The sequence below is a fragment of the Pseudomonas palleroniana genome (assembly GCF_022836895.1).
Classification (GTDB): domain Bacteria; phylum Pseudomonadota; class Gammaproteobacteria; order Pseudomonadales; family Pseudomonadaceae; genus Aquipseudomonas; species Aquipseudomonas palleroniana.
In genome coordinates, this window is record NZ_CP092411.1 from 3,212,830 (window position 1) to 3,237,917 (window position 25,088).

Consider the following 25,088-nt stretch of genomic DNA (forward strand, 5'->3'; position numbering starts at 1 on the left):
ATTATTAAGCTGGGAATTGAGCATAAATATCGGATGCAGCCGGTGGGCGCGGCTGTGCATCGCCAAGCGCCTAGAACTCCCCCGAATACTTCACCGCTGCGGCCGCACGCGACGGCACATCCAGTGCGCGCAGCAGCGACGACACATGAATGCGCACGGTAAACGGCGAGATAGCCAGGGCTTTGGCGATTTCCTTGTTGGTCTTGCCCTGGGCGATCAGGCGCAGCACTTCCTGCTGGCGCGGGGTGAGGGTGTGGGTGTCCAACGGCAGCAGACCGGAGGGGGCGAACTTGACGAGCACTTCGCCTTCGCGGATCGCCAGCAACGCCTGGCCGATTTCATCCGGGGCAATGTTCTTGCCGATAAAACCGTCGACGCCCAGCGCCATGACCTGTTCGATCAACTCACGGTCATCCACCATCGACACCACCACCAGGGTGGTGCGGCGCAGTTGCTGGCGCAGCTTGGCCAGTTGGCTCATGCAGGTCAGGCCGGGGAAGCGCAGGTCGAGGATCAACGTATCGACCTCGCCGGGATCCAGCAGCAAGGCTTGCACCGCGTCCAGGTCGCCGGCTTCCTGGATCACGGCGCCGGGCAGCAGCCGTTGTACCGTGCGCGCCATGCCTTCGCGAAACATCGGGTGGTCGTCGGCAATGATGATCCGGCCTGTCATGGTGGGCTCCTTCCTGGGGCACGACGTTGCTGAGGCATGTTACTTTACCACCGGGCGGGATGCCCGCTCAGTCCCCTTGATACGCTGAACGTGACGACAAGGACGTAGTGCATGAGTCATGAGACCAACTCCGAACTCGACCAGGCCAACCTGCGAATTGTGGTTGCCAGCATCGCTATCGTGTACATCGGCGCGCTGGGCTTCCTGCCCGGGCAGTCGGTGGACACCTACCTGCCGGTCATTCTCTACATCCTTGTGTTCCTGCTGGCATCCATCGCCTTGCGCCAGGTCATCGTGCGCTGGCCCGGGCATTACCCGGCGCGGCGGATCTTCGGCATGGTGCATGACTACACCGGCACCTCGTTCGGCATGGTGGTGGGGGGCGAGGCGGCGCTGCCGCTGTATGCGGTGATGGTGTGGGTCAACCTGGGCAATGGCATGCGCTATGGCTCGCGCTACCTGGCGATCGCCACGGCATTGGCGTTGCTGGCGCTGCTGATCGTGTATCGGCTTACGCCGGTATGGCAGGCACAGCCCTTCATGGTGCTGATGCTGATGATCACCAGCACCGTGATCCCGGTGTATGCGCATATCCTGCTCGAGCGCACGCGCAAGGCGTCTGAACAGGCCATCGCCGCCAACCTGGAAAAATCCCGCTTCCTTGCCCAGGCCAGTCACGACTTGCGCCAGCCGATCCACTCCATCGGCCTGTTCACCGCGTGCCTGCGTGAAGCGCGCCTGGGCGATGAAGAGCGGCGGCTGGTGGATAACATCGACCGTTCGCTGCTCAACGTCTCGCAATTGTTCCGATCGATTCTCGACCTCTACACCCTCGATAACGGCCGCCTGCTGCCCAAGTACCAGCCGGTGAACCTGGGCGAGTTTCTGGCCGACCTGGTGCGCCAGAATGCCGAGGCCGCGCGTTGGGCCGGTGTGGAACTGCGCTTGCGGCCGTGTGCTCACTGGGTATTGGTAGACCCTGCGCTGTTGGCCACGATGGTGCAGAACGTGCTGTCCAACTGCTTCAAATACGGCGCGCATCGGCCAGTGCTGATCGGCGTGCGCATTCGTCAAGGTGGCTTGGCGGTGGAGATTCATGATCGGGGCCGGGGGATTGCCGAGGAGCATCTGTCCAAGGTCTTCGAGGAGTTTTACCGGGTGCGCCACCGCCGGGACAAAGACGTCGAAGGCGTGGGCCTGGGGCTGTCCATCGTCAAGCGCCTGGGGCAACTGATGGGCGTGCAGGTGAACCTGCGTTCGCGGGTGGGGCATGGCACCTCCGTGAGCCTGTACGGCCTGACCCTGGCGACCGCACCACAGACCCCGGCACCCCGTGATGATGCGCGACAGGTCGGTCTGCTGACCGGTTTGAAAGTGTGCCTGGTGGAAGATGACCAGAACGTGCTGCTCGCGACCCAGGCGCTGCTGGAGCGCTGGGGCTGCGAGGTACAGGCCGAACTGTCAGGGCGCGATCTGGTCAGCGATTGCGACATCATCGTCGCCGACTACGACCTGGGCAATCATGCCACCGGTATCGAGTGCATCGACGCCTTGCGGGCGCAACGCGGCTGGGCGGTCCCGGCGCTGATCCTCACCGGGCACGATGTGGAGAAAATCCAGGCCGCGTTGCACGACCGCCAGATCGCGATTCTGTCCAAGCCGGTACGCCCCGCGGAACTGCGCGGCGCCCTGCGCGACCTCAGCCAGCAGGCGGTGATCAGTTGAACGGCACCAAGCCATTGCCGCGAGCCCCTTTGGGCTGGCAGTAAGCGGCCGGCTTCATCATGCCGAAGCTGGCCACGGCGAACATGCCGCCGCTGGCACCGCTGGGCACGGAGCAGTTGTAATCACCGCTGGCGGTGCTGGCGATGTAATAGGTCGTCATGGAATCATTGCGCACATTGGAGATACGCTTGACCGGCTCACCCAGGTTGGTTTCCGACAGCGTCTTGAGATGGTCTTCGGTGGGCTTGATATTGCTGCAACCGGCCACACCGATAATCAACGTACCGAGCAGGGCGAGGCGGGTCAGGGGAGCGTGGAGTTTCATGATGGATCTTCCTTGGGGTTGTTATGGCTTTTCCAACGCGCAACGAGCCCTCGCGCCCTGGAGGCACGGTGTTGGCGGAGCGTTGGAAGTGCCGGGGAATATAGCGCCGGGGGCCGGCAGGGTCGATTAGCACAAATGGGCTAGTGGCAATTTGAAGTCATGGAAGGAGGCAGTACGGTTGGAGATACGACGAGCCACGCCAGACGATGCTGACCGCGCGTTTGAGATTCGCCGCGAGGCCATTCGCGGTCAATGCATCGGTGCCTACAGCGCTGAGCAAATGGCGCTCTGGACCCGAGGTTGCGCAAGCGACGGTTACAACGCCCTGATGGAAAAACTGTTTTACCTGGGGTGGGTGAACGGTCAGCCTGTCGCCACCGGCATGCTCGACCTTGCCAACAATGAAGTCGGCGCGTTGTTTGTACTGCCGGCCTTCACCGGCCGCGGGTACGGCAAGGCAATGCTCGATCATCTGGAAAGCGTGGCGCGGGCATTGGCGATTGAAGAAGTGGTGCTGGACGCCACGCTGAACGCGGCAAGCTTCTATCGCGCCAACGGATATGTGGGTGAGGAGCAGGCGGTCTATCACTCGCCGTCGGGGCTGACGCTGGCGTGTGTGCCGATGGTGAAGCGGCTGGCTGCGGTTTGAACCCTGCAGAACCCCCGCACTTGATTGCCTGACAAGCGAAGGCACCTGTATCCCGCAAACCCGTCGGATCTGTGTCTATCGCCAACGGCCTCGGCCCGGTAGTTTCATGCCACGCTAACTGACGACCGAGTGTCCCATGGATCTTACCGCTGTCCCGTTTGGCACCACGGATTGGGCCACCCTCGAACCCACAACCCATCCTGGCGTTACCGGCAATGCCTTATGGCGTACTTGCCATTTCGGCACCACCCGCGTGCGTCTGGTGGAGTACACGCCTGGTTACCTGGCGGATCATTGGTGCTGGAGAGGGCATGTGCTGTTGTGCCTTGAAGGCGAGTTGCACACGGAGCTGGAAGATGGCCGCCGGTTCATTCTGACGGCCGGGATGAGTTATCAGGTGGGCAATGACATGGAGGGCCATCGCTCCTCGACGGCCATCGGCGCCAAACTCTTCATCGTCGACTGATCTGTAGTGAGCGGGCTCGCCCTAATGCCAGTCAGTTAAGCGATAAAGCGGGTGATGAATAAATTGTGGGAGGGGGCTTGCTCCCGATAGACCGCGCAGCGGCCTCAAAAATGGGCCTGCTACGCAGTCCATCGGGAGCAAGCCCCCTCCCACAGTGACCGCGTTAATCCTTAACTGACTGGCATTAGGGCGAGCCCGCTCACTACAGTCAGTGCATCTTGCTGTGGTCCATGCCGTTCAGGGCACGGACCGCTGCTTTTACTTCGATGGACTGTTTCTCGCCCTTGGCGTCCTTGACGGTCAGGGTCAGCGGCACCTGGTCGCCTTCCTTGATCTGGCCGGTGAGGCCCATCAGCATCACGTGGTAGCCGTCCGGGTCGAGCTTGACGGCTTTGCCGGCGGGCAGGGCGACCGAGTCTACCGGGCCCATTTTCATCACGTCGTCCTTCATGCTCATCTCATGGATCTGTACGTCCTTGGCCACCGGCGACGCCACGCTGAGCAACTGGCTGTCGCTGTCGGCGGTGAGGGTCATGAACGCGCCGCTGGACGGCTGGCCCGGCACTGTGGCACGCACCCAGGCATCGCTCACTTGTACCTGGGCGCTGGCGTGGGCGGCAAGGCCCAGCAGGGTCAGGCCGAAGGCAACGCGTTTGAGGTGTTGAACGGCAGTCATTAGCAGACCTCCATGACGGTGAGCAGGTCTTCTGCGCACTCTTTAGCGGTAAGGGATGCCGACAGGCCCAGGCGCAGGTTGCCGCGGGTGTCGAAGACGAAACTGGTCGAGGTGTGGGACAGCGTGTAGGTGTCCCCGGCCGGGATCTTTTCATAGAATATCCCGAATTCCTTGGCGGCCACGGCGATTTCTTCCGGGGTGCCGTACAACGCTTCGAAGCTGGGGTCGAAGGCTTTCACGTAGCGGTCAAGCAGTTGCGGTGTGTCACGCTCGGGGTCCAGGGTGATGAACACCACCTGCATGATCTCACCGTCGCGGCCCATCAGTTTCTTGGCCTGGGCGGCGCGCGCCAGAGTGGTGGGGCACACGGCCGGGCATTGGGTGAAACCGAAGAACACCACCGGCATCAGGCCACGGAACGAGCTCAGGGTGACGGTTTCGCCGTCGGTGTTCTTGAGCTTGAAGGTGCGGCCCATGATCTTGTCACTGAGGTCCTTGCCGTACTTGAAGTTCAGCTTGGGGCTGTAGTCACAGCCGCCCAGCAGGCTGCCCAGGCCCAACAGGCCCATACCGGTCAGCACTTTGCGGCGGGTGAATAACGTACTCATCAACTGTGCATCCTGTGAAGCGCCTGCATGGCTCTGGATCTACACATCAGGCTTTGAAAAGGCATTGAAACGTAGAAACGAGGAGGGCGCACAGTCTACCAACCCAGGCCTGCCTGCGTAATCTGCGACGTTCTGCCACAGGGGCGCGTCGCGCTTCATCCTTTTACGGCTTCAGTGGTAGAGTCGCCGCCATGAAACTGAGCCATCCCGACCGTTCGCTGATCGCCTGGACCCTGTACTTCTGCGTGCTGATGAACGTGTTCGTGTGCGGTTTGGGCCATGGGCAGATGTTGGGCCAGCAGCTCAATGGCATCGGCGGCGCGTTCTGTTCGGTGGACGGTAGCCAGGCGCCACTTTCCGATAAAGGGTTGGGCACTCCGTCGTCCAGCAACATCTCGAACTACTTTGCCTGCCCGGTGTGCAACGCGGTCACCGTGGCCATCGTGTTTCTTATCGGCCTGGCCTGGCTGCTGAGCCTTCAGCAAACCCCGGCCCCGGCCCATGAGCGGCGCAATAAGGCACCGCCGCGTTATTCCTGGCCCTCGGCCAACCCCCGCGCTTCTCCCGCAGCCTGACGTGTGCCTTGGGCTTCCTGTGATCAGGAGGCGTTCTATCGTCACGACTGTGAGTCCATCTGATGACCCCTCTATTGCCTGCAGGCGCCAGTCGCCTGGTCAGCAAGGCGTCCCGTCGCCCGCTTGCGCAACCCCTGCGTACGGAACCGTTGTTGGCGCACTACCCGAGTAATTCCCGTTGCTTCGTGCACCTGGATGCACGCCTGCTGCCTCATTGGCACAGCTTGTTCGACATCTGCCCGACGCTGCTCAAACTCGACCCGCCCGAGGGCTTGAACCTGTTCCGCAGCTTCATGACCTGGGCCTATCGCAAGCAGCCGCCACTGGATTGGACCTACCACCTGAATGTGGCGCGCTGGCTGCTGGGCTCCCCGTACCGTGCGCAAATCAATGAGGAGCCGATCGAGGCGTTCATGGCGGCCGCAGCGGCGTGCTGGATCAGCCTAGACACCAGCCAGGCCCGGGGTCTGGTCCTGGCCTGGCAAGGCGCCACTCTCTTCGATTGGAAAGGCCCGCCGATCAGCGCCGCGCAACAGCAGGCATTACCCGCTTCTACCTTGGACTTCGCCTGGAGCCCGCTGAACGCACGGGGTGAATTCAGCGGTTGGTTGCCGGTGCCCTGAGCAGTCAGCATCACGCTGCGATGGCTGCGCAATTTTAATGAACCCTTGGCGCATCGGCTTGACCTAACGCATACGACCTAGGAGGTGAAGCATGCAAACTGAATACATCTGGATCGGCCTGGCCGTGGTTCTGGTGCTGGTGGAGTTGTGGGCGATCAGTACCGTGTTGCGCAGTACCGGGGGCTGGGAAAGCAAGGGTTTCTGGCTGGTGATCTTGATCTTTGTGCCGCTGTTCGGGCTGATCGCCTGGGCGATGTTCGGGCCTAAACGCGAGATGCCTGAGCAACGTAGAAGCTAACGTAGAAGCTGAAGCAGAACAGGCGCCCTTGAGGCGCCTGTTTTCATTCAAGGGTTTGGCGTTATCCAGCAATTGCCTTGGCAATCGCGTCATTGAACGCGGGCAGGTCATCGGGTGTGCGCGAGGTGATCAAGGTCCAGCCATTGGCCTTGCATGCCTTGACCTCGGCGTCGACCCAGCCCGCAGCTCCGGCATTTTCCAGGTCGATGCGCACGCTTTTATACGAGGTCAGCGTCTTGCCCTGGATCACGCCGGCGTCGATCAACGTCCACGGCCCATGGCAAATCGCTGCCACGGTCTTGCCGGCCTTGACGAAATCGTTGATCAACTTCAACGCACCGGCGTCCTGGCGCAGGGTGTCGGCATTGACGGTGCCACCCGGAATGACCAGGGCATCGAAATCGCTGCTCAACACATCCGACAGCGCCACGTCGGACTCTACGGTTTTGTCTTTCTCTGTATCGCCGACGAACGTCTGCGTGGTGCCGCCCTTGCTGGAACCGTGGGTTACGGTCGCGCCGTAGCCGCGCAATGCCTCCAGGGGCTTGAGCAGTTCATCGCGCTCGATACCGGTGTTGGAGGTGATGACCAGAATCTTCTTGCCGCTAAGGGGTGAGCTCATGATCGAGAGTCTCCTGATGGCTGGGTTTATGGGTGGATATGGGAGAGTTGATCAAGGCCAGGGGCTAAAGGTTTAAATTAATTTGGGTTGATGGGCTGGACGGTCGTGTGGGGCAGTTTCCTTGAACTATCGAAAGGGGGCGGGCTCTGCTGCATAAGGGCTCGCCTTTATGGCGAGCGTTCAAAACTGCCTGGAGACCAAGCATGACTGCCGATAAAACCCCTGACCCGATCAGTTCCGAGCAAGCGCAGAAGGGCGCGGAAAAACCCGTCAAAGGCCGCACGCTGGAGCATCCGAACCCGAAGACCGAAACCATCGACAAGGTGCTCACGCCCACCTCGATCAAGGACACCGAGCGCCAGGTGGAGGCGATCAACCGGCAGGCCGACAAGGCTGAGCGCAAGCTGGACCATTGATTATGGCCAAGTCGATCACCGCTTCCGAACTGGGTATCGAGCTGGCGCCCGAAGACGACGCCAGCCTGTTCAAGTGGTTTATTGCCAGCTTCCTGATGGGCAAGCGAATCCAGGCGCCGATTGCCGCGCAGGCGTACCGCGTGATCGTCGAGCAAGAGGGGCGTGATACCGCGCGCAAGTTGCAGCACTGTACTGCTGGCGAACTGGTCAGGATGCTGGGGCGTGCCCACTACGTGCGCTATGACGAAACCACCGCGCAACGGCTGTTGGACCTTAGCGCCAAGTTGAACGCCGAGTATGCCGGCAAGATCACGCAGATGCGCGACGCCAGTGGCGACCGTCCGGCGTTCGAGAAACGCCTGGGTGAGTTCGAGGGAGTCGGCCCCAAGACGATCGAAATCTTCATGCGCGATGCGGCCAAGGTGCTGTTTTGATGGCACCGTTGTATCTAGGCTGTGCGGGGTGGAGTTTGCCCCGTGAACACTGGCCTGCATTTGCCGACGAGGGCACGCATTTGCAACGTTATGCGTCGCGCTTCAATGCAGTGGAAATCAACAGTTCGTTTTATCGCGCGCACCAGCCCAAGACCTACGAGCGCTGGGCACAATCGGTGCCGGCAAGCTTTCGTTTTTCGGTCAAGGTGCCCAAGCGCATCACCCATGAACTGCGTTTGCAGTGTTGCGACACGGCACTGGATGAGTTTCTGGAACAGTGTCTGCACCTGGGTGAAAAGCTCGGTTGCCTGCTGGTGCAGTTACCGCCCTCACTGAGCTATGACCCGGTCGTGGCGTCGAATTGGTTCCTGGCATTGCGCCAACGTTTTGCCGGCGCCGTGGTGCTGGAGCCGCGTCATCCCAGCTGGCGAGAGGCCGAGTCGCTGCTGATGGACCTACACATCGGCCGGGTGATCGCCGACCCGGTTGTCATCCAGATGAGCACCGGTTGGCCAGGCGTGCAGTATTGGCGCCTGCACGGCGCTGAGCGCATCTATTACAGTGCCTATGGACCCGAACGCGTGAAGGCGTTCGGGCAACAGCTCGACCTCTCGGTAGCGGCGGGCGTGCCCACATGGTGCATTTTCGATAACACCGCCAGTGGCCATGCGACGGCCGATGCCTTGTGCCTACTCGACCGCTACCCGCACCACTTCCAGACCTAGCTGTTCATAGGCCTCGACACTCGGCACATGCCACTCGGTAATCAGTGTGTGAAGACGATTGCAGGGGGCTACGACAAAGGGCTCCACCGCGCCGAGCTTGTCCGCCATGGTCACTGCGACCACGTGGGAAGCGCTGTCGAGCAAAGCCTGTTTGACCACCACTTCATCGAAGTGCAACGAGGTGATGCCCACTTGCGGGTGCAGGGCGCACACGCCCGTGAACAACAGGTCTGCCTTGATACTCTGGATCAGGCGCACGGCATCGTGGCCGCCGGTGGAAAGGGTGGCCGGGTTGAGCTGGCCACCGGCCAGGATCACTTTCACATGGGGATGGTCGGCCAGGGCGATGGCGATCATCGGCGAGGGCGTGACCACCGTCAGGTGAATCGAGCGCGGCAGCGATTGGGCAATGCGCAGGGTGGTCGAACCGGAATCGAACAGCACGATCTGGCCGTCCTCCACGCGCTGCGCCGCCAATTGGGCGAGCTGACGCTTGGCCTCGTTGGTCTCGCCGACCCGGGTAAAGAAGTCTTTGCCGGTGTCCTTGGGCCGGGGCAGGGCGCCACCGTGTACGCGCTGCAACAAACCGGCGGCGGCCAGTTCGCCGAGGTCGCGGCGGATGGTGTCTTGGGATACGGCAAAATGCTCCACCAGCTCCGCTGCGGTGACTTTTCCGTCGCGCTCCAGCAGCAACAGGATCTTCTGTTTGCGCAAGGAAGGCAGGTCAGTGGCTTGATGAGTGTTATGCATGTTTGTGCGTCTTTTTGCTGGTTTGTGCGACATTAGCCGCCTGCTGCTATAAACGCAATGGCTGGTTGCGCAACCGCTGGACGGTTACTCTTCGTGCTCGGTTCAGGGAGAGGTGACCTAGATGACGTTGATCACAACCATCGAAGACTTACGCAAGCTGGCGCAAAAACGTGTCCCACGAATGTTCTACGATTACGCCGATTCCGGCTCCTGGACTGAAAGCACCTACCGGGCCAACGAAAGCGATTTCGCCCGGATCAAATTCCGCCAGCGCGTGGCGCGCAATATCGACCAGCGCTCGATCCGCACTACGATGATCGGCCAGGACATGGCCATGCCGGTGGCCCTGGCGCCGACGGGCCTGGCGGGCATGCAGCACGCCGACGGCGAAATTCTTACCGCCCGCGCCGCCGCCGCATTCGGCCTGCGCTACACCTTGTCGACCATGAGCATCTGTTCACTGGAGGACATCGCCGAGCATGTCGGCCAGCCGTTCTGGTTTCAGCTGTATGTGATGCGTGATCGCGGGTTTATCGAACAATTGATCGAGCGTGCCAAGGCTGCCGGCGTGGATGCGCTGGTGCTCACACTCGACTTGCAGATCCTCGGGCAGCGCCACAAGGACCTGATCAACGGCCTGTCGGCACCGCCGCGATTGACCCTGCCGAATATCCTCAACATGGCGACCAAGCCACGTTGGGTGATGGGCATGCTCGGTACCAGGCGCCGTGGGTTCGGCAATATCGTCGGCCACGTGAAAGGCGTGGCCGACATGAGTTCGCTTTCGTCATGGACCGCCCAGCAATTCGACCCGCGCCTGAGCTGGGACGATGTGGAGTGGATCAAACAATGCTGGGGCGGCAAGCTGATCATCAAGGGCATTCTCGATGTGGACGATGCGCGCCTGGCGGCAGACGCCGGTGCCGATGCACTGGTGGTGAGTAACCACGGTGGCCGTCAACTTGATGGGGCGCCGTCGAGCATCAGCCAATTGCCGGCGATTGTCGACGCGGTGGGCCAGCGCATTGAAGTGTGGCTCGATGGCGGTATCCGCAGCGGCCAGGATGTGCTCAAGGCGGTCGCGCTGGGGGCCAGGGGCACGATGATCGGTCGCCCCCATCTGTACGGGCTGGGTGCCATGGGGGAGGCAGGGGTGACCAAGGCTCTCGACATCATCGCCCGCGAGCTGGACGTGTCGATGGCGCTGTGCGGCTATAACGATATACGCGATGTGAATCGCGAGATTTTGCTGCCGGGAACCTTGCCTGAAGGGAATTACTGAGCAAAAAAATCGTAAAAAAGTAAAAAGAGTTGTCCACGAAAACCGTGGGTATCTCTGTGGATAACTTTGCGAAGACCCGGCTGGGTTGGCGATTTAACCTGCGGTTAATATTTGATCAACTGCCGACGAGGGCCAGTATGGGCAGGGTTTGCGCTTGACACGCAAGCGCGAACTCAGTGCCGAAATGCGTGTTCAGGAGTCGCCGTTGGGCGCTGTGGAGTGTGTCACGACCTGGGACGGCGCCTTCGCTTGCATCAACGTGTCCAGCGCCTGGCCATAACTGCGACCGGCCAGGCTCATGCTGTTGTTGTGGGTGGCACCGGGCACCAGCAGCAGTCGCTTGGGCTGCTGGGCGGCGTCGAATAATTGCTGGCTGAAACGCGGCGGCACGTACTGGTCGGCCAGGCCGTGGACCACCAGCAGCGGCATGTGTACATCAGCGATCTTGTCGATGGAGTCGAACTTCTGCGAGAGCAACCAGCGCACCGGCAGCGAGGTGTTGGCCACGGCGGTCGCCGCGTCCCCCAGCGAGGTGAAAGTGGATTCGATCACCAGGCCGCGCACGGGGATCGGCGTTTGCCGGCTCAGTTCGGCCGCCAGGTCGATCGCCACCGCGCCGCCCAGGGAGTGCCCGTAGATCAGGCGCTTGTTCGGGTCGGGTTGCAGCACCTTGAAGCGTTCCCAGGCGATACGCGCGTCTGCGTAGACACTGGTTTCCGACGGCAGATCACCCTGGCTCTGGCCGAAGCCACGATAGTCGATGGCCAGCACCGAATACCCCAAGGCGTGCAATTGCTCGATGCGAAACAGCTGGCCGGTGAGGTTCCAGCGCACGCCGTGCAGGTAGAGGATCGCCGGGGCGTCCTTCTTGTCTGCCGGGTACCACCAGCCGTGAATGTTCTGGCCCGACTTGAAACTGGCCGGCTTGAGGTCGAATTCCTGTACCGCTTTGGGCAGCCCGGTATACCAGCCGGCGGTGCCCGGTTCGATGCGAAACACCAGCTCACGTTCTTTGTGTTGCAGCACGGCACACCCCACGGGCAGGCCGATGATCAGCAGCGCCATGCACAGCAGGGGAAACCAGCGCAGGCCGAGGCGAGACAGAAAACGAGAGGACATGAAGATTCCAGGACAAAAACAAAGCAGGGGTTTTACCAGATGGCACATCGGGTAAGGAATTAATTCGACAGTCGTGAGTGGGTATTGCTTGCAAAGTGTTACATCGCCTCCGTTGAACTCGAGCGCACCTGCCAACTTGACGCTGGCCGGCGCCCGGGAACATGCTCGCCCTCCCACGTACAGAGGCCCAACCATGGACAACAGCCCCGTTCGCATCACCGCCGAAGAAACCCTCTCGAAAAACTGGTACCTGTTGAAAAAATACAGCTTCGACTTGCGCCGCCAGGACGGCAGCTGGCAAGCCCAGACCCGTGAGGTGTACGACCGCGGCAATGGCGCGACCATCCTGCTGTACAACCGTGCGCAGCGCACGGTGTTGCTGATCCGCCAGTTCCGTATGCCCACCTTCGTCAACGACTACCACGGCTATCTGATCGAAGCGGCGGCCGGCTTGCTCGACAACGCCAGCCCCGAAGAACGCATTCGCCTGGAAGCCGAAGAAGAGACCGGCTATCGCGTCGGCCACGTGGAGAAAATCTACTCGGCGTTCATGAGCCCGGGTTCGGTGACTGAGCGCATTCACTTCTTTATCGGCGAGTACCAACCGACGGATCAGGTCGGTACGGGGGGCGGCCTGGAGGAGGAGGGCGAGGATATCGAAGTGCTGGAGCTGGGGTTCGAGCAGGCGCTGGCGATGGTACAGGACGGCGAGATTGTGGATGGCAAGACGATCATGCTGCTGCAGTATCTGGAACTGCAGATGTTGAAAGACGGCTGGTGAGCCCCGACTGGCGGTTATTGTCAGAAATTTCCCAGAGGAGTACAAATGTACTCCATGACGACTCTCACTCCCCGCCGTACCGCCATCCTGACTTTTATCCGCGACCGTATCGCGCAGCAAGGTCAGCCCCCCAGCCTCGCCGAGATCGCCGAGGCGTTCGGCTTCGCCTCGCGCAGCGTCGCGCGCAAGCACGTGGTGGCCCTGACTGAAGCCGGGTTCATCGAGGTCAACGCCAACCAGGCGCGGGGCATTCGCCTGCTCAACCAACCGGCACGCCCCGAATGGCTGGATGTGCCGGTGCTCGGCCGAGTGGCTGCGGGCCGGCCCATCGGCGCCGACGCCGAAGTGCACAGCCGCCTGCAACTGGACCCTGCCACCTTCACGAAAACCCCGGATTATCTATTGCGGGTGCAGGGCGACTCGATGATCGAGGACGGCATCCTCGACGGCGACCTGGTGGGTGTGCGCCGCAGTGCCGAAGCATTGAACGGGCAAATCGTCGTGGCGCGGCTGGATGGCGAAGTCACCATCAAGCGTTTCGAGCGCAGTGGCGAGCGCGTGCGCCTGCTGCCGCGCAACCCCGCCTATCAACCCATCGTGGTCGGGCCCGACCAGGACCTGGCCATTGAAGGGGTGTTCTGTTGCCTGGTGAGACAAGGCTGATGGGCGCCGTGGTTGCCCTGGACGCGCTGTTCAATGGTGGGCGCGTGTGGAAGGGCCGGCCCGTTGCACCACCGGCCAGCGTGCACCCCACGGGGTTGGCGAGGCTGGATGCGGTGTTGCCAACGGGCGGCTGGCCGGAGTCGGCCTTGAGCGAAATCCTGATGGCCAAAGAGGGCATCGGCGAATTGCAATTGGTGCTGCCGACCCTGGCGCGCTTGTCGGCGGCGGGGGAGCGAATTGTGTTGGTCGCGCCGCCTTACACGCCGTACCCCCACGCCTGGCAGAACGCCGGGGTGGATGTGCGCCAGCTGTCGGTGATCCGGGCCGAGGAGCGCGATGCGTTGTGGGCGGTGGAGCAATGCCTGCGCTCCGGTAGTTGCGGCGCGGTGCTGTGCTGGCCGCGCAAGGCCGATGACCGAGCACTGCGCCGCTTGCAGGTGGCGGCGGAAACCGGGCAGACCCTGGCGTTTGCCTGGCGCGCCTTGAGCGAGGCGGTCAATGCGTCGCCGGCGGCTTTGCGCCTGGCGGTTGAGGCAGCGCCTGCACAAGTGCGGGTGCTCAAATGCCGGGGCGGGTTGGCCCATCCGGCGCCCATCGCGTTGGCGGGGCACTGAGGTTGCCATGCGTTGGGTGTGTATTGTCTTTCCGCAATTGGCGCTGGATGGCGTGCAGCGTGCGCACCCCGAGCCGGACGCGCCCCTCGCGTTGTTGGCCGGTACCCCGCAACGTCGCGTGCTGCAGACCGTCAACGCGGCCGCCCGTGCCTTGGGCCTGCGCCCCGGGCAATCGCTGACGGCGGCCCATGCGCTGGCCAAGTCCTTTGCCTGCGCCGAATACGACCCCGCCGAGATCGAGCGTTGGCAGCAGTTCCTCGCGGCCTGGGCCTACTGTTTCAGCTCCCAGGTCAGCCTGCACTACCCACGCGCCTTGTTGTTCGAGATCGAGTCGAGCCTGGGCCTGTTCGGGCCGTGGCCGCAGTTCGAAGCGCGTTTGCGCCAGGAACTGAACGAGTTAGGTTTTCGCCACCGTATCGTCGCCGCGCCCAACCCGGCGGCGGCGCGGGTATTGGCCAATCTCTACGATGGTCTGGCGGTGACTGACGACGCCTTGAGCCAGGCCCTGGCGTCGCTGCCCATCGACCGCGCCGGCCTCGACCCGCAGGCCGCCATCGCGTTGTCCCGCATGGGCCTGCGCACCCTGGCCCAGGTGCAGGCGTTGCCCCGGCACACCCTGGCGCGGCGTTTCGAGGCGGGCTTGCTCAAGCACCTGGATACCCTCACCGGGCAACGGCCATTGGCCTTGGCGTTCTATCAGCCGCCGGATCAGTTCGAGGCACGCATCGAATTGAATTTCGACGTGCAATCCCACCAGGCGCTGCTCTTCCCCTTGCGCCGTTTGACCGGCGACCTGTCCGCCTTCCTCTGCGGTCGTGACAGTGGTGTGCAGCGCTTTGACCTGCACCTGGAACACGCCCAGCAACCCGATAGCGTGATCAAGGTCGGCCTGCTCAGCGCCGAGCGGGAACCTTCGATGTTGTTCGAACTGGCCCGCGGGCGCCTGGAGCAGGTGCAAGTCAGCGCGCCGGTACGCGGCGTGCGCCTGCTGGCCCAGGACTTGCCCGTATTCGTGCCGCAGCGCCAGGACCTGTTCGACGACCGCCCGCAACAGACCTTGCCCTGGGAGCAACTGCGCGAACGCCTGCGTGCGCGGCTTGGCGATGACGCGGTGCAGAGCCTGCGTTTTCATGCCGACCATCGCCCCGAATGCGCCTGGCAAGCGGCAGCGGCCAAACACCCGTGCCAGCCCCTGGACAACGTGCGCCGCCCCGGCTGGTTGCTGGCCGAGCCGACCCTGCTGGCCGAGCCGGGCGTGCAGATCCTCATGGGCCCGGAGCGCATCGAATCCGGCTGGTGGGACGGCGCGGATATCCGTCGCGACTATTACCTGATCCGCACCCGTGCCGGCCAGCAAGGCTGGGCCTACCGCACCGTCGGCGAACCCGATGGGTTGTGGTTGCAGGGTTGGTTTGCATGAATTACGCCGAGCTGCATTGCCTGTCCAACTTCAGTTTCCAGCGCGGCGCCTCCAGTGCGCTGGAGTTGTTCGAGCGCGCCAAAGGCCAGGGCTACAGCGCCCTGGCGATCACCGACGAATGCACGCTGGCAGGTATCGTGCGGGCCTGGCAGGCGGCAAAGGCCGTGGCGTTGCCGTTGATTATCGGCAGCGAAGTGCGCATCGAAAACGGCCCGAAACTGGTGCTGCTGGTGGAAGACCTGAGTGGCTACCAGCACCTGTGCCGCTTGATCACCCTGGCCCGACGGCGTGCCGCAAAGGGCGGTTATCGCCTGCTGCCAGCCGATTTTGAACAACCGTTGCCGGGCCTGCTGGCATTGTGGGTGGCCGAAGACAGCGACACCCAGGCGTCGATCCAATGGCTGCGCCACACCTTCGCCGAACGCCTGTGGCTGGCGGTACACCTGCACTGCGGCCAAGACGATGCGCGTCATCTGGAACAACGCCTGCACCTGGCCGCCAGCCTGAATATCAAGGCGGTGGCCTGCGGTGATGTGCATATGCATGTGCGCGGCCGTCGGGCCCTGCAAGACACCATGACTGCTATCCGCCATCACGTGCCGGTGGCCGAGGCCGGCACGCGCCTGCACCCCAATGGCGAGCGGCACTTGCGTGATCTCTACGCCCTGGCTGCGCTGTATCCGCAAGCGTTGCTCGACGAGACCCAGGCCATTGCGCGCCGTTGCACCTTTGACCTCGGCCAGTTGCATTATCACTACCCACGCGAGCTGGTGCCGGAGGGGCATGACGCAACGTCCTGGCTGCGTGCCGTCACGCAAGAAGGCATCGCCCGGCGCTGGCCAAAGGGCGTTGATAGCAAGACCTTGCAGCAGATCGACAAGGAACTGGAGGTGATCGGCACCCTGGGTTATGAAAGCTATTTCCTCACGGTTCACGACATCGTGCGCTTCGCCCGCAGCCGTTCGATCCTGTGCCAGGGCCGGGGTTCGGCGGCCAACTCGGCCGTGTGTTTTGCCTTGGGCATCACCGAGATCGACCCCAGCCTGACGGCTATGCTGTTCGAGCGCTTCCTGTCCAAGGAGCGCAATGAGCCCCCGGACATTGATGTGGACTTCGAGCACGATCGCCGCGAGGAGGTGTTGCAGTATGTGTTCCAACGCTACGGCCGCACCCGTGCGGCGTTGACGGCGGTGGTCAGTTGTTATCACGCGGCCGGCGCGGTACGCGACGTGGCCAAGGCCCTGGGGCTGCCGCCGGACCAGATCAACGCCCTGGCCGACTGTTGCGGGCGCTGGAGTGACGATGCTCCGCCCCTGGAACGCCTGCGTGAAAGCGGCTTTGACCCGCACAGCCCGATCCTGCGCCGCGTGCTGACGCTGACCCGGCAACTGATCGGTTTTCCCCGTCATCTGTCGCAGCACCCCGGCGGCTTCGTGATTTCCGAATACCCGCTGGACACCCTGGTGCCGGTGGAAAACGCGGCCATGGCCGAGCGCACCATCATCCAGTGGGACAAGGACGACCTCGATGCGGTCGGCCTGCTCAAGGTGGATATTCTGGCCCTGGGCATGCTCAGTGCGATCCGCCGCTGTTTCGACCTGTTGCGCCGCCACCGTGGCCGTGACCTGGCCTTGGCGACGATCCCCAAGGAAGATCCGGCGACCTACGCGATGATCAGCAAGGCCGATACCATCGGCGTGTTCCAGATCGAATCGCGGGCGCAGATGTCGATGCTGCCCAGGCTCAAGCCGAATAATTTCTATGACCTGGTGATTGAGGTGGCGATTGTGCGGCCGGGGCCGATCCAGGGCGGCATGGTGCATCCTTACCTGCGTCGTCGGAACAATGAAGAAGCCACCACTTACCCGTCGCCGCAATTGAAAACGGTGTTGAAGCGCACCCTGGGCATTCCGCTGTTCCAGGAACAGGTGATGCAGATCGCCATGGTCGCAGCCGACTACAGCCCCGGCGAGGCCGACCAGTTGCGCCGTTCGATGGCCGCCTGGAAGCGCCACGGCGGGCTGGAGCCGCACCAGGAGCGCCTGCGCGACGGCATGCTCAAGAACGGCTACACCGAAGCCTTTGCCGCGCAGATTTTCGAGCAGATCAAGGGCTTTGGCAGCTATGGTTTCCCCGAGTCCCACGCGGCCAGTTTCGCCTTGCTGACCTATGCCAGTTGCTGGCTCAAATGCCATGAGCCGGCCGCTTTCGCCTGTGCGCTGATCAACAGTTGGCCCATGGGGTTCTACAGCCCGGACCAGATCCTGCAGGACGCCCGGCGCCATCGGTTACAGATTCGCCCGGTGGAAGTCCAGGCCAGCGACTGGGATTGCAGCCTGGAGCCTATCGACGGCGCGCAACCGGCAATCCGAATGGGCTTGCGCATGATCGCGGGGTTTCGCGAGGAGGACGCACGACGTATCGAGGCCGCTCGCCAACACCAGGCATTCAGCGACATTGCCGACCTGGGCGCACGCGCCGGGCTGGATGCGCGGGCCCAGGCCTTGCTGGCGGATGCTGGGGCCTTGCGGGCGTTGGCCGGGCATCGGCACAAAGCGCGCTGGGAGGTGGCGGGCGTGCAGCAGCAACTGGGCCTGTTCGCCGGCCTGCCCAGCCCCGACGAAGCGGTGGTGGAGTTGCCGGCGCCTTCGGTCGGCGAAGACCTGCACGCTGATTACGCCACCGTTGGTACCACCCTTGGCCCGCACCCGTTGGCGCTGTTGCGTGAAGAATTGCGCAAGCGACGCTGCCGCAGCTCCCATGAACTCCTGACGGTCGAGCATGGTCGTAACGTGAGTATTGCCGGGCTGGTTACGGGGCGGCAGCGGCCCGGCACGGCCAGTGGCGTGACCTTCGTCACCCTGGAGGATGAGTTCGGTAACCTCAACGTGGTGGTCTGGCGTGACTTGGCCGAGCGCCAGCGCCAGGCGCTGGTGGGCTCTCGGCTGCTCAAGGTGGATGGACGCTGGGAGGCGGTGGGCGACGTGCGACACCTGATCGCCGGACGTTTGACCGACCTGACGCCGCTGCTGGAAGAGATCCATGTGCGCAGCCGGGATTTTCACTGAAGACTGTGACGCGGGTTGCATTTACCTGCTGGCGTTAAGGCGGTGAAACGATCTAGGGTTGGCGCGCTCCAACGCTGGTCGATGTTTTCTTTTCGTACTGAGTCAACCCATGCATTTTTTATCCAATTCTCATGGCTGCGAAGGCTGGGCCGGTGAAATGGCCCGGCGAATCCGCGCGTTCGACTGGTCGACCACTGATCTTGGCCCCATCGACTCGTGGTCCACCAGCCTGGTCTGCAACGTGCAAATGATGCTGGCCTCGCCCGTGCCGATGGTGATGCTGTGGGGGCGGGCGGGGTACATGATCTATAACGACAGCTATTCGGCGTTTGCCGGTGGCCGTCATCCGCATATCCTGGGCAAACCGGTGGAGTTGGGTTGGCCGGAAGTCGCCGACTTCAACCGTCATGTGGTCGACACCTGCCTGGCGGGCGGGACCTTGTTATTCAACAACAAGGACCTGGTACTGTCGCGCCATGGCAAGCCGGAGACGGTCTGGCTGGACCTGTATTACAGCCCGGTTGCCGGCGACAACCAGCAGCCGGCCGGCGTGCTGGCGATTGTGGTGGAGACCACCGAACTGGTGAAGTCCGAGCAAGTGCGCCAGGAACTCACCCACAATCTTGAACAACGCGTCGCCGCTGAAGTGCAGGCGCGCTCCGCTGCCGAGGATCAACTGCGCCAGTCGCAGAAGCTGGAAGCCATCGGCGGCCTGACCGGTGGCGTAGCCCACGACTTCAATAACCTGCTGCAGGTGATCGCCGGCAACCTGCACCTGCTGGCCCGGCATGAGCCGGATAACGCCCAGGTGCAGCGCCGGGTCAACGCAGCCATTGAGGCCGTTGAGCGCGGCGCCAAGCTGTCGGCGCAACTGCTCGCCTTCGCCCGTCGCCAGCCGCTGTCGCCGGCGGTGTACAACCCGCAGCGCATCTATGCGGGTCTGGGCGAATTGCTGCAGCGTGCGTTGGGTGAAACCATTCATATCGATGTGCAGATGCCCACGGATGCCTGGTGCATCAAGGTCGACCGCAACCAGCTGGAAAACGCGCTGCTCAACCTGGCGATCAATGCCCGGGATGCCATGCACGGCGAAGGCGTGATTCGTATCACCGGCGAAAACATCATCCTCAACCCTGACGATTGCGCCGGTAAAAGCATCAAGCCGGGCGAGTATGTGCGCCTGGCGGTCAGCGACACCGGCGTGGGGATGTGCCCGGAGGTGCTCAAGCGCGTCTTCGAGCCGTTTTTCACTACCAAGCTCGAGGGCCAGGGCACCGGGCTGGGCTTGAGCATGGTGTTCGGCTTCGTGCGCCAAAGCGGCGGGCACGTGGAGATGTGGAGCGAGGAGGGCAAGGGCTCGACGGTGCAGATGTATTTCCCCCACAGCCTGGAGCCGGAATGCCTGGACACACAGGAAGAACTGGCGCTGCACTGCGGCGGCCAGGAGACCATCCTGGTGGTGGAAGACAATGAAGGCGTGCGCCTGACGGTCGTCGAGTTGCTCAAGCAAGCCGGCTATACCGTACTCACCGCCGAGGACGGCGACCGGGCGATGCGGGTGTTGCAGGACGGTGTACGGCCGGACCTGATTTTCACGGATGTGGTGATGCCCGGCCGAGTCAAAAGCACGGACCTGGCCGACTGGGCCCGCGTGCAGCAGCCTCCCGTGCCGGTACTGTTCACCTCCGGGCACACCCGTGACATTCTCTCCAGCAATCATTTGCTGAGCCCGGATATCAACTTGCTGAGCAAGCCCTACAGCCCCGATGCCCTGACGCAACGGGTGCGCTCGGTGCTCACTACCCGACAAGGTTGTCCATGACCTCACAGCGCAACATGCCCAAGCTTTCTACCCCGGTCGGCTTCGTCCGGGTGCGTGGCGCCCGCGAACACAACCTGCGCGATGTCGATGTGGACATTCCCCGTGACGCCCTGGTGGTGTTCACCGGGGTGTCCGGCTCCGGCAAGTCGTCGCTGGCATTTTCCACGGTGTATGCCGAGGCGCAGCGCCGTTACTTCGAGTCGGTGGCGCCGTATGCGCGGCGCCTGATCGATCAGGTCGGTGTCCCGGACGTGGACAGCATCGAGGGCCTGCCCCCCGCCGTGGCCCTGCAACAGCAGCGCGGCACGCCGAATGCGCGTTCATCGGTGGGCAGCGTGACCACGCTGTCGAGCCTGATCCGCATGCTGTATTCCCGCGCCGGCAGCTACCCGCCGGGCCAGCCAATGCTGTACGCCGAAGACTTTTCGCCGAACCTGCCCCAGGGGGCCTGCCCGGAGTGCCATGGCCTGGGTCGCGTGTATGAGGTGACCGAGGCGCTGATGGTGCCGGACCCGTCGCTGACCCTGCGCCAGCGTGCGGTGGCATCCTGGCCGCTGGCCTGGCAGGGCCAGAACCTGCGCGACATCCTCGTGACGCTGGGCTATGACGTCGATATTCCGTGGTCCGACCTGCCGAAAAAGCAGCGCGACTGGATCCTGTTCACCGAAGAAACCCCGACCGTACCGGTGTATGCCGGCTTCACCCCCGAACAGACCCGCGACGCCCTCAAGCGCAAACTGGAGCCGAGCTACCAGGGCACGTTCAGCGGTGCGCGGCGTTATATCCTGCACACCTTCACCCACACCCAAAGCGCACTGATGAAAAAGCGCGTCGCGCAATTCATGCAGGGCAGCGCTTGCCCGTTGTGCGAAGGCAAGCGACTGAACCAGGAGGCGCTGTCGGTGAAGTTTGCCGGTGTGGATATCGGTGAGTTGTCGCAGTTGTCGTTGTCCCGCTTGGCCGAGCTGTTGCGTCCGGTGGCGGCGGGGCAGGACAAGATGAAACTGTCGGTGGAAAAGCGACTGGCGGCGCAGCGCATCGCCCAGGACCTGTTGGAGCGGGTCAACACCTTGATCGAATTGGGCCTGGGTTATCTGTCCCTGGAGCGCAGTACGCCGACCTTGTCGTCCGGTGAATTGCAGCGCCTGCGCCTGGCCACTCAATTGGGCTCGCAGTTGTTCGGGGTGATCTATGTGCTGGATGAGCCTTCGGCGGGCCTGCACCCGGCCGATGGTGAAGCGTTGTTCAGCGCATTGGAGCGTTTGAAGGCGGCGGGCAATTCGTTGTTCGTGGTCGAGCACGACCTGGAAACCATGCGCCGCGCCGACTGGCTGATCGACGTCGGCCCGGCGGCCGGTGAGCAGGGTGGGCAGGTGCTGTACAGCGGCCCGCCGGCCGGTTTGGCCGACGTTGAGGCGTCGCAGACCCGTGAGTATCTGTTCGCCGAACGGCGCCCGCCAGGTCAGCCGCATCGTGAGCCCTCGGGCTGGTTGAAGCTCGAAGGGGTGACGCGCAATAACCTCAATGACCTGGACGTGGAGTTCCCGCTGGGGTGCTTCACGGCGGTGACCGGTATTTCCGGCTCGGGTAAATCCAGCCTGGTCAGCCAGGCGCTGCTGGAACTGGTGGGCACGGGCCTGGGGCGCGTGCTGGAGAACGACGAAGAACCAAGCCTGGAAGACGACGCGCCGCAAGCCAGCGGCGGGCGGATCAGCAGCGGCCTGGAACACCTTCGCCGTCTGGTGCAGGTGGATCAGAAACCCATCGGCCGTACCCCGCGTTCGAACCTTGCGACCTACACCGGGCTGTTCGACAACGTGCGCAAACTGTTCGCCGCCACGCCGGCGGCGAAAAAGCGCGGTTACGATGCCGGGCAGTTTTCCTTCAACGTCGCCAAGGGCCGCTGCCCGAATTGTGAAGGCGAAGGCTTTGTCAGCGTCGAATTGTTATTCATGCCCAGTGTGTATGCGCCGTGCCCGACGTGCCATGGCGCCCGCTACAACCCCGAGACTCTGGCGATCCAGTGGCAGGGTTTGAACATCGCCCAAGTGCTGGGGCTGACGGTGGCGCAGGCGGTCGAGGTCTTCGCCGAGCAACCGGGGATATTGCGCTCCTTGCAGGTATTGCGGGATATCGGCCTGGGCTATTTGCGCCTGGGCCAGCCGGCGACGGAGTTGTCGGGCGGTGAGGCGCAGCGCATCAAGCTGGCGACCGAGCTGCAACGCAATGCGCGGGGCGCCACGTTGTATGTGCTGGATGAGCCGACCACCGGCCTGCATCCGCGAGACGTCGACCGCCTGCTCAGCCAGTTGAATCAGCTGGTGGATGCCGGCCACACCGTGGTGGTGGTGGAGCATGAAATGCGCGTGGTTGCCCAGAGTGATTGGGTGATCGATATCGGGCCGGGAGCGGGCGCTCAAGGCGGCAAGGTGGTGGCGTGTGGTACGCCGCAGAAAGTCGCCAAGAGCAAGGCCAGCCGCACCGCCCCCTTCCTCGCCCGGGAACTGTGAGGCCGGTGCGGGACAAACTGTGGGAGGGGGCTTGCTCCCGATGACGGCCTGTCAGTCACTTCATGTGTCGACTGAACCCCGCCATCGAGAGCAAGTGCGAATCAACGCATTCAGTGTTGAGCCCGTTGGATCTGCTGCCTGGCCAGCTCCACCACATTCTCAACCGTAAACCCGAACTTCTCCTGCAACTTGGCCAGCGGCGCCGAAGCCCCGAAGCTGTTCATCACCACTTTGGCCCCGGTCTGCCCGACATAACGGTCCCAACCCAGGGGGCCGGCCTGTTCTATCGCTACCCGAGCCTTCACTGCGGGCGGCAACACACTGTCGCGATAGCTGCTTTCCTGCTCTTCAAACAGCTCCCAACAGGGCATTGAAACCACCTGCGCGGCAATCCCTTCGGCGGTCAACTGTTCATAGGCCGCCACGGCCAGGCTGACTTCACTGCCGGTCGCCAACAGCAACACTTCAGGGCGCTCGGCACCCGCCAGCACATAGGCGCCCCTGGCCGCCCCCGAGGCGCTCGCATACTGCGTACGGTCCAGGGTCGGCAACGCCTGGCGCGACAGCACCAGGCAGCTGGGCCGGTGGGTTTGCGCCAGGGCCACCTTCCACAATTCCAGGGTTTCATTGGCATCGCCGGGGCGCAGGGTCAGCAACCCCGGTGTGGCCCGCAGCTGCGTGAGGTGCTCGATGGGTTGGTGCGTTGGCCCGTCCTCACCCACGCCGATCGAGTCGTGGGTAAACACGAACACCACCGGCAACTCCATGATCGCCGCCAGGCGGATCGGCGGTTTCATGTAGTCGCTGAACACCAGGAACGTCGAGGTGTAGGGCCGCAGGTAGGACAAGGCCATGCCGTTGGCGATGGCGCCCATGGCATGTTCACGAATCCCGAAGTGCAGGTTACGCCCGCTGTAGTCGTCGGCGCTGAAACGCCCGGCACCGTCAAAGGTGAGGTTGGTCTTGGTCGAGGGCGACAGATCCGCCGACCCGCCGATCAGCCAAGGGATATGCTGGGCGAAGGCGTTCAGCACCTCGCCGCCCGAGGCACGGCTGGCGACGCCCTTGGCATCCGCCGCAAAGTCCGGCAGGTCGGCTTGCCACTGTGCCGGCATTTCCCCGGCGCGCATGCGCTGGAGTTCGTCGGCCAATGGCGCGTCGAGCTGGGACAGGGTCTGGTTCCATTGGCTGAACAAGGGCTCGGCGCGTTCGAGCAACGCATCGCGCAACGCCGTACGCGCCGCATCGGGCACCAGGAAGCTGGAGTCCTGTGGCCAGCCATAGGCGGCCTTGGTCAGGCGGATTTCTTCTTCACCCAGCGGCTCGCCATGGGCGGCGGCTGTGTTGTGTTTGTGGGGCGAGCCATAGCCGATCACGCTGTCGACCACGATCAGGGTCGGGGCGCCGGTGTTGGCCTGGAAGGTTGCCAGCGCAGCACTCAGGGCCTGCAGATCATTGGCATCGGTGACGTGCAGGGTGTGCCAGCCATAGGCCTGGAAGCGCTGGATCACATCTTCGCTGAACGCCAGCTCCGTGTGGCCCTCGATGCTGATGGTGTTGTTGTCGTAGATCCAGCACAGGTTATCCAGCTGCAGGTGCCCGGCCAACGATGCCGCTTCGCCGCTGATACCCTCCATCATGTCGCCGTCACCGCACAGGGTGTAGACGTTGTAGTCGAACAGCACCTTGCCGTCGCGGTTGAAGCGCTTGGCCAGCCAACGCTCGGCCATGGCCATGCCGACGCTGTTGGCACAGCCCTGGCCGAGCGGGCCGGTGGTGGTTTCCACGCCGGTAGTCATGCGGTATTCGGGGTGGCCTGGGGTTTTGGAGCCCATCTGCCGGAACTGCTTGATGTCGTCGAGGCTGATCGCGGGCGCTCCGGATCGTTTGCCATGGGCATCGATCTCGACCACGCCGGCCAGGTGCAGCAGCGAATACAGCAGCATCGACGCATGCCCCACCGACAACACAAACCGATCACGGTTGGGCCAGTCGGGTTGCTGCGGGTGATAACGCAGGAAGCGACTCCACAACGTATACCCCACCGGCGCCAGGCCCATCGGCGTGCCGGGGTGGCCGGAATTGGCCTTCTGCACGGCGTCCATGGCCAGGGTGCGAATCGTATTGATGCATTGGGTGTCGACAGCGGTGGCAGCATGATTCATGAACCGGTCTCCCTCGGGTGGCGATCTAGAGTGGAGGGCAGGGCTGGGCAAAAGGTTTGATCCCATCGTGCGCCTTGCG

Annotated in this window: 25 protein-coding genes; 17 read left to right on the top strand and 8 right to left on the bottom strand. The window is 63.1% G+C overall.

Annotated features, from left to right (window positions below):
* Positions 1-70: 70 nt before the first annotated feature.
* Complete coding sequence (locus MJP36_RS14705) at positions 71-673, bottom strand: LuxR C-terminal-related transcriptional regulator (RefSeq protein ID WP_090370502.1); 603 nt, start codon at positions 671-673, stop codon at positions 71-73.
* A gap of 111 nt (positions 674-784) precedes the next feature.
* Here MJP36_RS14705 and MJP36_RS14710 point away from each other — a divergent pair, with 111 nt between their 5' ends.
* A complete protein-coding gene (locus MJP36_RS14710) occupies positions 785-2,398 on the top strand; it encodes an ATP-binding response regulator (protein WP_244383298.1) in 1,614 nt (537 codons plus the stop codon).
* Here MJP36_RS14710 and MJP36_RS14715 read toward each other — a convergent pair.
* Positions 2,391-2,723 (bottom strand): hypothetical protein, encoded by a 333-nt coding sequence (locus tag MJP36_RS14715; RefSeq protein ID WP_060752518.1) that lies wholly within the window; start codon positions 2,721-2,723, stop codon positions 2,391-2,393. The two genes, MJP36_RS14710 and MJP36_RS14715, sit on opposite strands and share 8 nt — an antisense overlap.
* A gap of 178 nt (positions 2,724-2,901) precedes the next feature.
* Here MJP36_RS14715 and MJP36_RS14720 point away from each other — a divergent pair, with 178 nt between their 5' ends.
* Together MJP36_RS14720 and MJP36_RS14725 are read left to right on the top strand one after the other, a co-directional pair.
* Entirely contained in the window at positions 2,902-3,372 is a 471-nt protein-coding gene (locus MJP36_RS14720) for a GNAT family N-acetyltransferase (RefSeq protein WP_244383299.1), read from the top strand.
* Between the two features lie 136 nt (positions 3,373-3,508).
* Positions 3,509-3,838, top strand: coding sequence for a DHCW motif cupin fold protein (locus tag MJP36_RS14725; RefSeq protein ID WP_090370508.1), 330 nt, complete (start codon positions 3,509-3,511; stop codon positions 3,836-3,838).
* A 208-nt stretch (positions 3,839-4,046) separates the two neighbouring features.
* Here MJP36_RS14725 and MJP36_RS14730 read toward each other — a convergent pair whose 3' ends face one another.
* Entirely contained in the window at positions 4,047-4,514 is a 468-nt protein-coding gene (locus MJP36_RS14730; protein ID WP_060752521.1) for a copper chaperone PCu(A)C, read from the bottom strand.
* Entirely contained in the window at positions 4,514-5,122 is a 609-nt protein-coding gene (locus MJP36_RS14735) for an SCO family protein (protein ID WP_060752522.1), read from the bottom strand. The genes MJP36_RS14730 and MJP36_RS14735 overlap by 1 nt, the downstream gene beginning before the upstream one ends.
* A 191-nt stretch (positions 5,123-5,313) precedes the next feature.
* Here MJP36_RS14735 and MJP36_RS14740 point away from each other — a divergent pair, with 191 nt between their 5' ends.
* From MJP36_RS14740 to MJP36_RS14750, 3 genes are all read left to right on the top strand, one after another.
* On the top strand, positions 5,314-5,697 hold the full coding sequence (locus MJP36_RS14740) for a DUF2946 domain-containing protein (protein ID WP_244383300.1): 384 nt from the start codon (positions 5,314-5,316) through the stop codon (positions 5,695-5,697).
* A gap of 62 nt (positions 5,698-5,759) precedes the next feature.
* Positions 5,760-6,320, top strand: a complete 561-nt coding sequence (locus MJP36_RS14745) for a putative natural product biosynthesis protein (RefSeq protein WP_161549770.1) — start codon at positions 5,760-5,762, stop codon at positions 6,318-6,320.
* 91 nt (positions 6,321-6,411) lie between these two features.
* A complete protein-coding gene (locus MJP36_RS14750) occupies positions 6,412-6,618 on the top strand; it encodes a PLD nuclease N-terminal domain-containing protein (protein WP_060752525.1) in 207 nt (68 codons plus the stop codon).
* Positions 6,619-6,679: 61 nt separating this feature from the next.
* Here the strand turns inward: MJP36_RS14750 and MJP36_RS14755 are convergent, their stop codons facing one another.
* Positions 6,680-7,240, bottom strand: a complete 561-nt coding sequence (locus tag MJP36_RS14755) for a type 1 glutamine amidotransferase domain-containing protein (protein ID WP_060752526.1) — start codon at positions 7,238-7,240, stop codon at positions 6,680-6,682.
* A gap of 203 nt (positions 7,241-7,443) precedes the next feature.
* Between MJP36_RS14755 and MJP36_RS14760 the strand changes: the two genes are divergently transcribed.
* Genes MJP36_RS14760 through MJP36_RS14770 form a run of 3 tightly spaced genes read left to right on the top strand, consistent with a single transcriptional unit; the run spans position 7,444 to position 8,815 of the window.
* Positions 7,444-7,656, top strand: coding sequence for a hypothetical protein (locus MJP36_RS14760; protein ID WP_104994031.1), 213 nt, complete (start codon positions 7,444-7,446; stop codon positions 7,654-7,656).
* Between the two features lie 2 nt (positions 7,657-7,658).
* Positions 7,659-8,090, top strand: coding sequence for a DNA methylase (locus MJP36_RS14765; protein ID WP_244383301.1), 432 nt, complete (start codon positions 7,659-7,661; stop codon positions 8,088-8,090).
* Positions 8,090-8,815, top strand: a complete 726-nt coding sequence (locus MJP36_RS14770) for a DUF72 domain-containing protein (protein WP_244383302.1) — start codon at positions 8,090-8,092, stop codon at positions 8,813-8,815. The genes MJP36_RS14765 and MJP36_RS14770 overlap by 1 nt, the downstream gene beginning before the upstream one ends.
* On the opposite strand, the gene MJP36_RS14775 is transcribed toward MJP36_RS14770, so the two are convergent.
* Entirely contained in the window at positions 8,780-9,565 is a 786-nt protein-coding gene (locus tag MJP36_RS14775) for a DeoR/GlpR family DNA-binding transcription regulator (RefSeq protein WP_244383303.1), read from the bottom strand. The genes MJP36_RS14770 and MJP36_RS14775 overlap by 36 nt on opposite strands.
* Positions 9,566-9,686: 121 nt before the next feature.
* On the opposite strand from MJP36_RS14775, the gene MJP36_RS14780 reads away from it, so the two are divergent.
* On the top strand, positions 9,687-10,847 hold the full coding sequence (locus MJP36_RS14780; RefSeq protein WP_060752531.1) for an alpha-hydroxy acid oxidase: 1,161 nt from the start codon (positions 9,687-9,689) through the stop codon (positions 10,845-10,847).
* Between the two features lie 192 nt (positions 10,848-11,039).
* Here the strand turns inward: MJP36_RS14780 and MJP36_RS14785 are convergent, their stop codons facing one another.
* A complete protein-coding gene (locus MJP36_RS14785; protein WP_244383304.1) occupies positions 11,040-11,966 on the bottom strand; it encodes an alpha/beta hydrolase in 927 nt (308 codons plus the stop codon).
* Between the two features lie 193 nt (positions 11,967-12,159).
* On the opposite strand from MJP36_RS14785, the gene MJP36_RS14790 reads away from it, so the two are divergent.
* The 7 genes from MJP36_RS14790 (at position 12,160) to uvrA (ending at position 22,844) form a co-directional block, all read left to right on the top strand.
* Entirely contained in the window at positions 12,160-12,747 is a 588-nt protein-coding gene (locus MJP36_RS14790) for an NUDIX domain-containing protein (protein WP_244383305.1), read from the top strand.
* A 45-nt stretch (positions 12,748-12,792) separates the two neighbouring features.
* Positions 12,793-13,410 carry a transcriptional repressor LexA gene (gene lexA, locus MJP36_RS14795; RefSeq protein ID WP_244383306.1) on the top strand — a complete coding sequence of 206 codons (618 nt, stop codon included), beginning with the start codon at positions 12,793-12,795 and terminating at the stop codon, positions 13,408-13,410.
* On the top strand, positions 13,410-14,024 hold the full coding sequence (gene imuA / locus MJP36_RS14800; protein ID WP_060752535.1) for a translesion DNA synthesis-associated protein ImuA: 615 nt from the start codon (positions 13,410-13,412) through the stop codon (positions 14,022-14,024). Before lexA ends, imuA begins: the two co-directional genes overlap by 1 nt.
* 7 nt (positions 14,025-14,031) lie before the next feature.
* Positions 14,032-15,444: a Y-family DNA polymerase gene (locus MJP36_RS14805; RefSeq protein ID WP_060752536.1), complete on the top strand. Its 1,413-nt coding sequence runs from the start codon at positions 14,032-14,034 to the stop codon at positions 15,442-15,444.
* Positions 15,441-18,512, top strand: coding sequence for an error-prone DNA polymerase (locus MJP36_RS14810; RefSeq protein WP_244383307.1), 3,072 nt, complete (start codon positions 15,441-15,443; stop codon positions 18,510-18,512). The genes MJP36_RS14805 and MJP36_RS14810 overlap by 4 nt, the downstream gene beginning before the upstream one ends.
* 109 nt (positions 18,513-18,621) lie before the next feature.
* Positions 18,622-20,334, top strand: coding sequence for an ATP-binding protein (locus tag MJP36_RS14815; protein WP_244383308.1), 1,713 nt, complete (start codon positions 18,622-18,624; stop codon positions 20,332-20,334).
* Positions 20,331-22,844: an excinuclease ABC subunit UvrA gene (gene uvrA / locus MJP36_RS14820; protein WP_244383309.1), complete on the top strand. Its 2,514-nt coding sequence runs from the start codon at positions 20,331-20,333 to the stop codon at positions 22,842-22,844. Before MJP36_RS14815 ends, uvrA begins: the two co-directional genes overlap by 4 nt.
* Before the next feature lie 110 nt (positions 22,845-22,954).
* On the opposite strand, the gene tkt is transcribed toward uvrA, so the two are convergent.
* On the bottom strand, positions 22,955-25,009 hold the full coding sequence (gene tkt, locus MJP36_RS14825; protein ID WP_244383310.1) for a transketolase: 2,055 nt from the start codon (positions 25,007-25,009) through the stop codon (positions 22,955-22,957).
* Between the last annotated feature and the right edge of the window lie 79 nt (positions 25,010-25,088).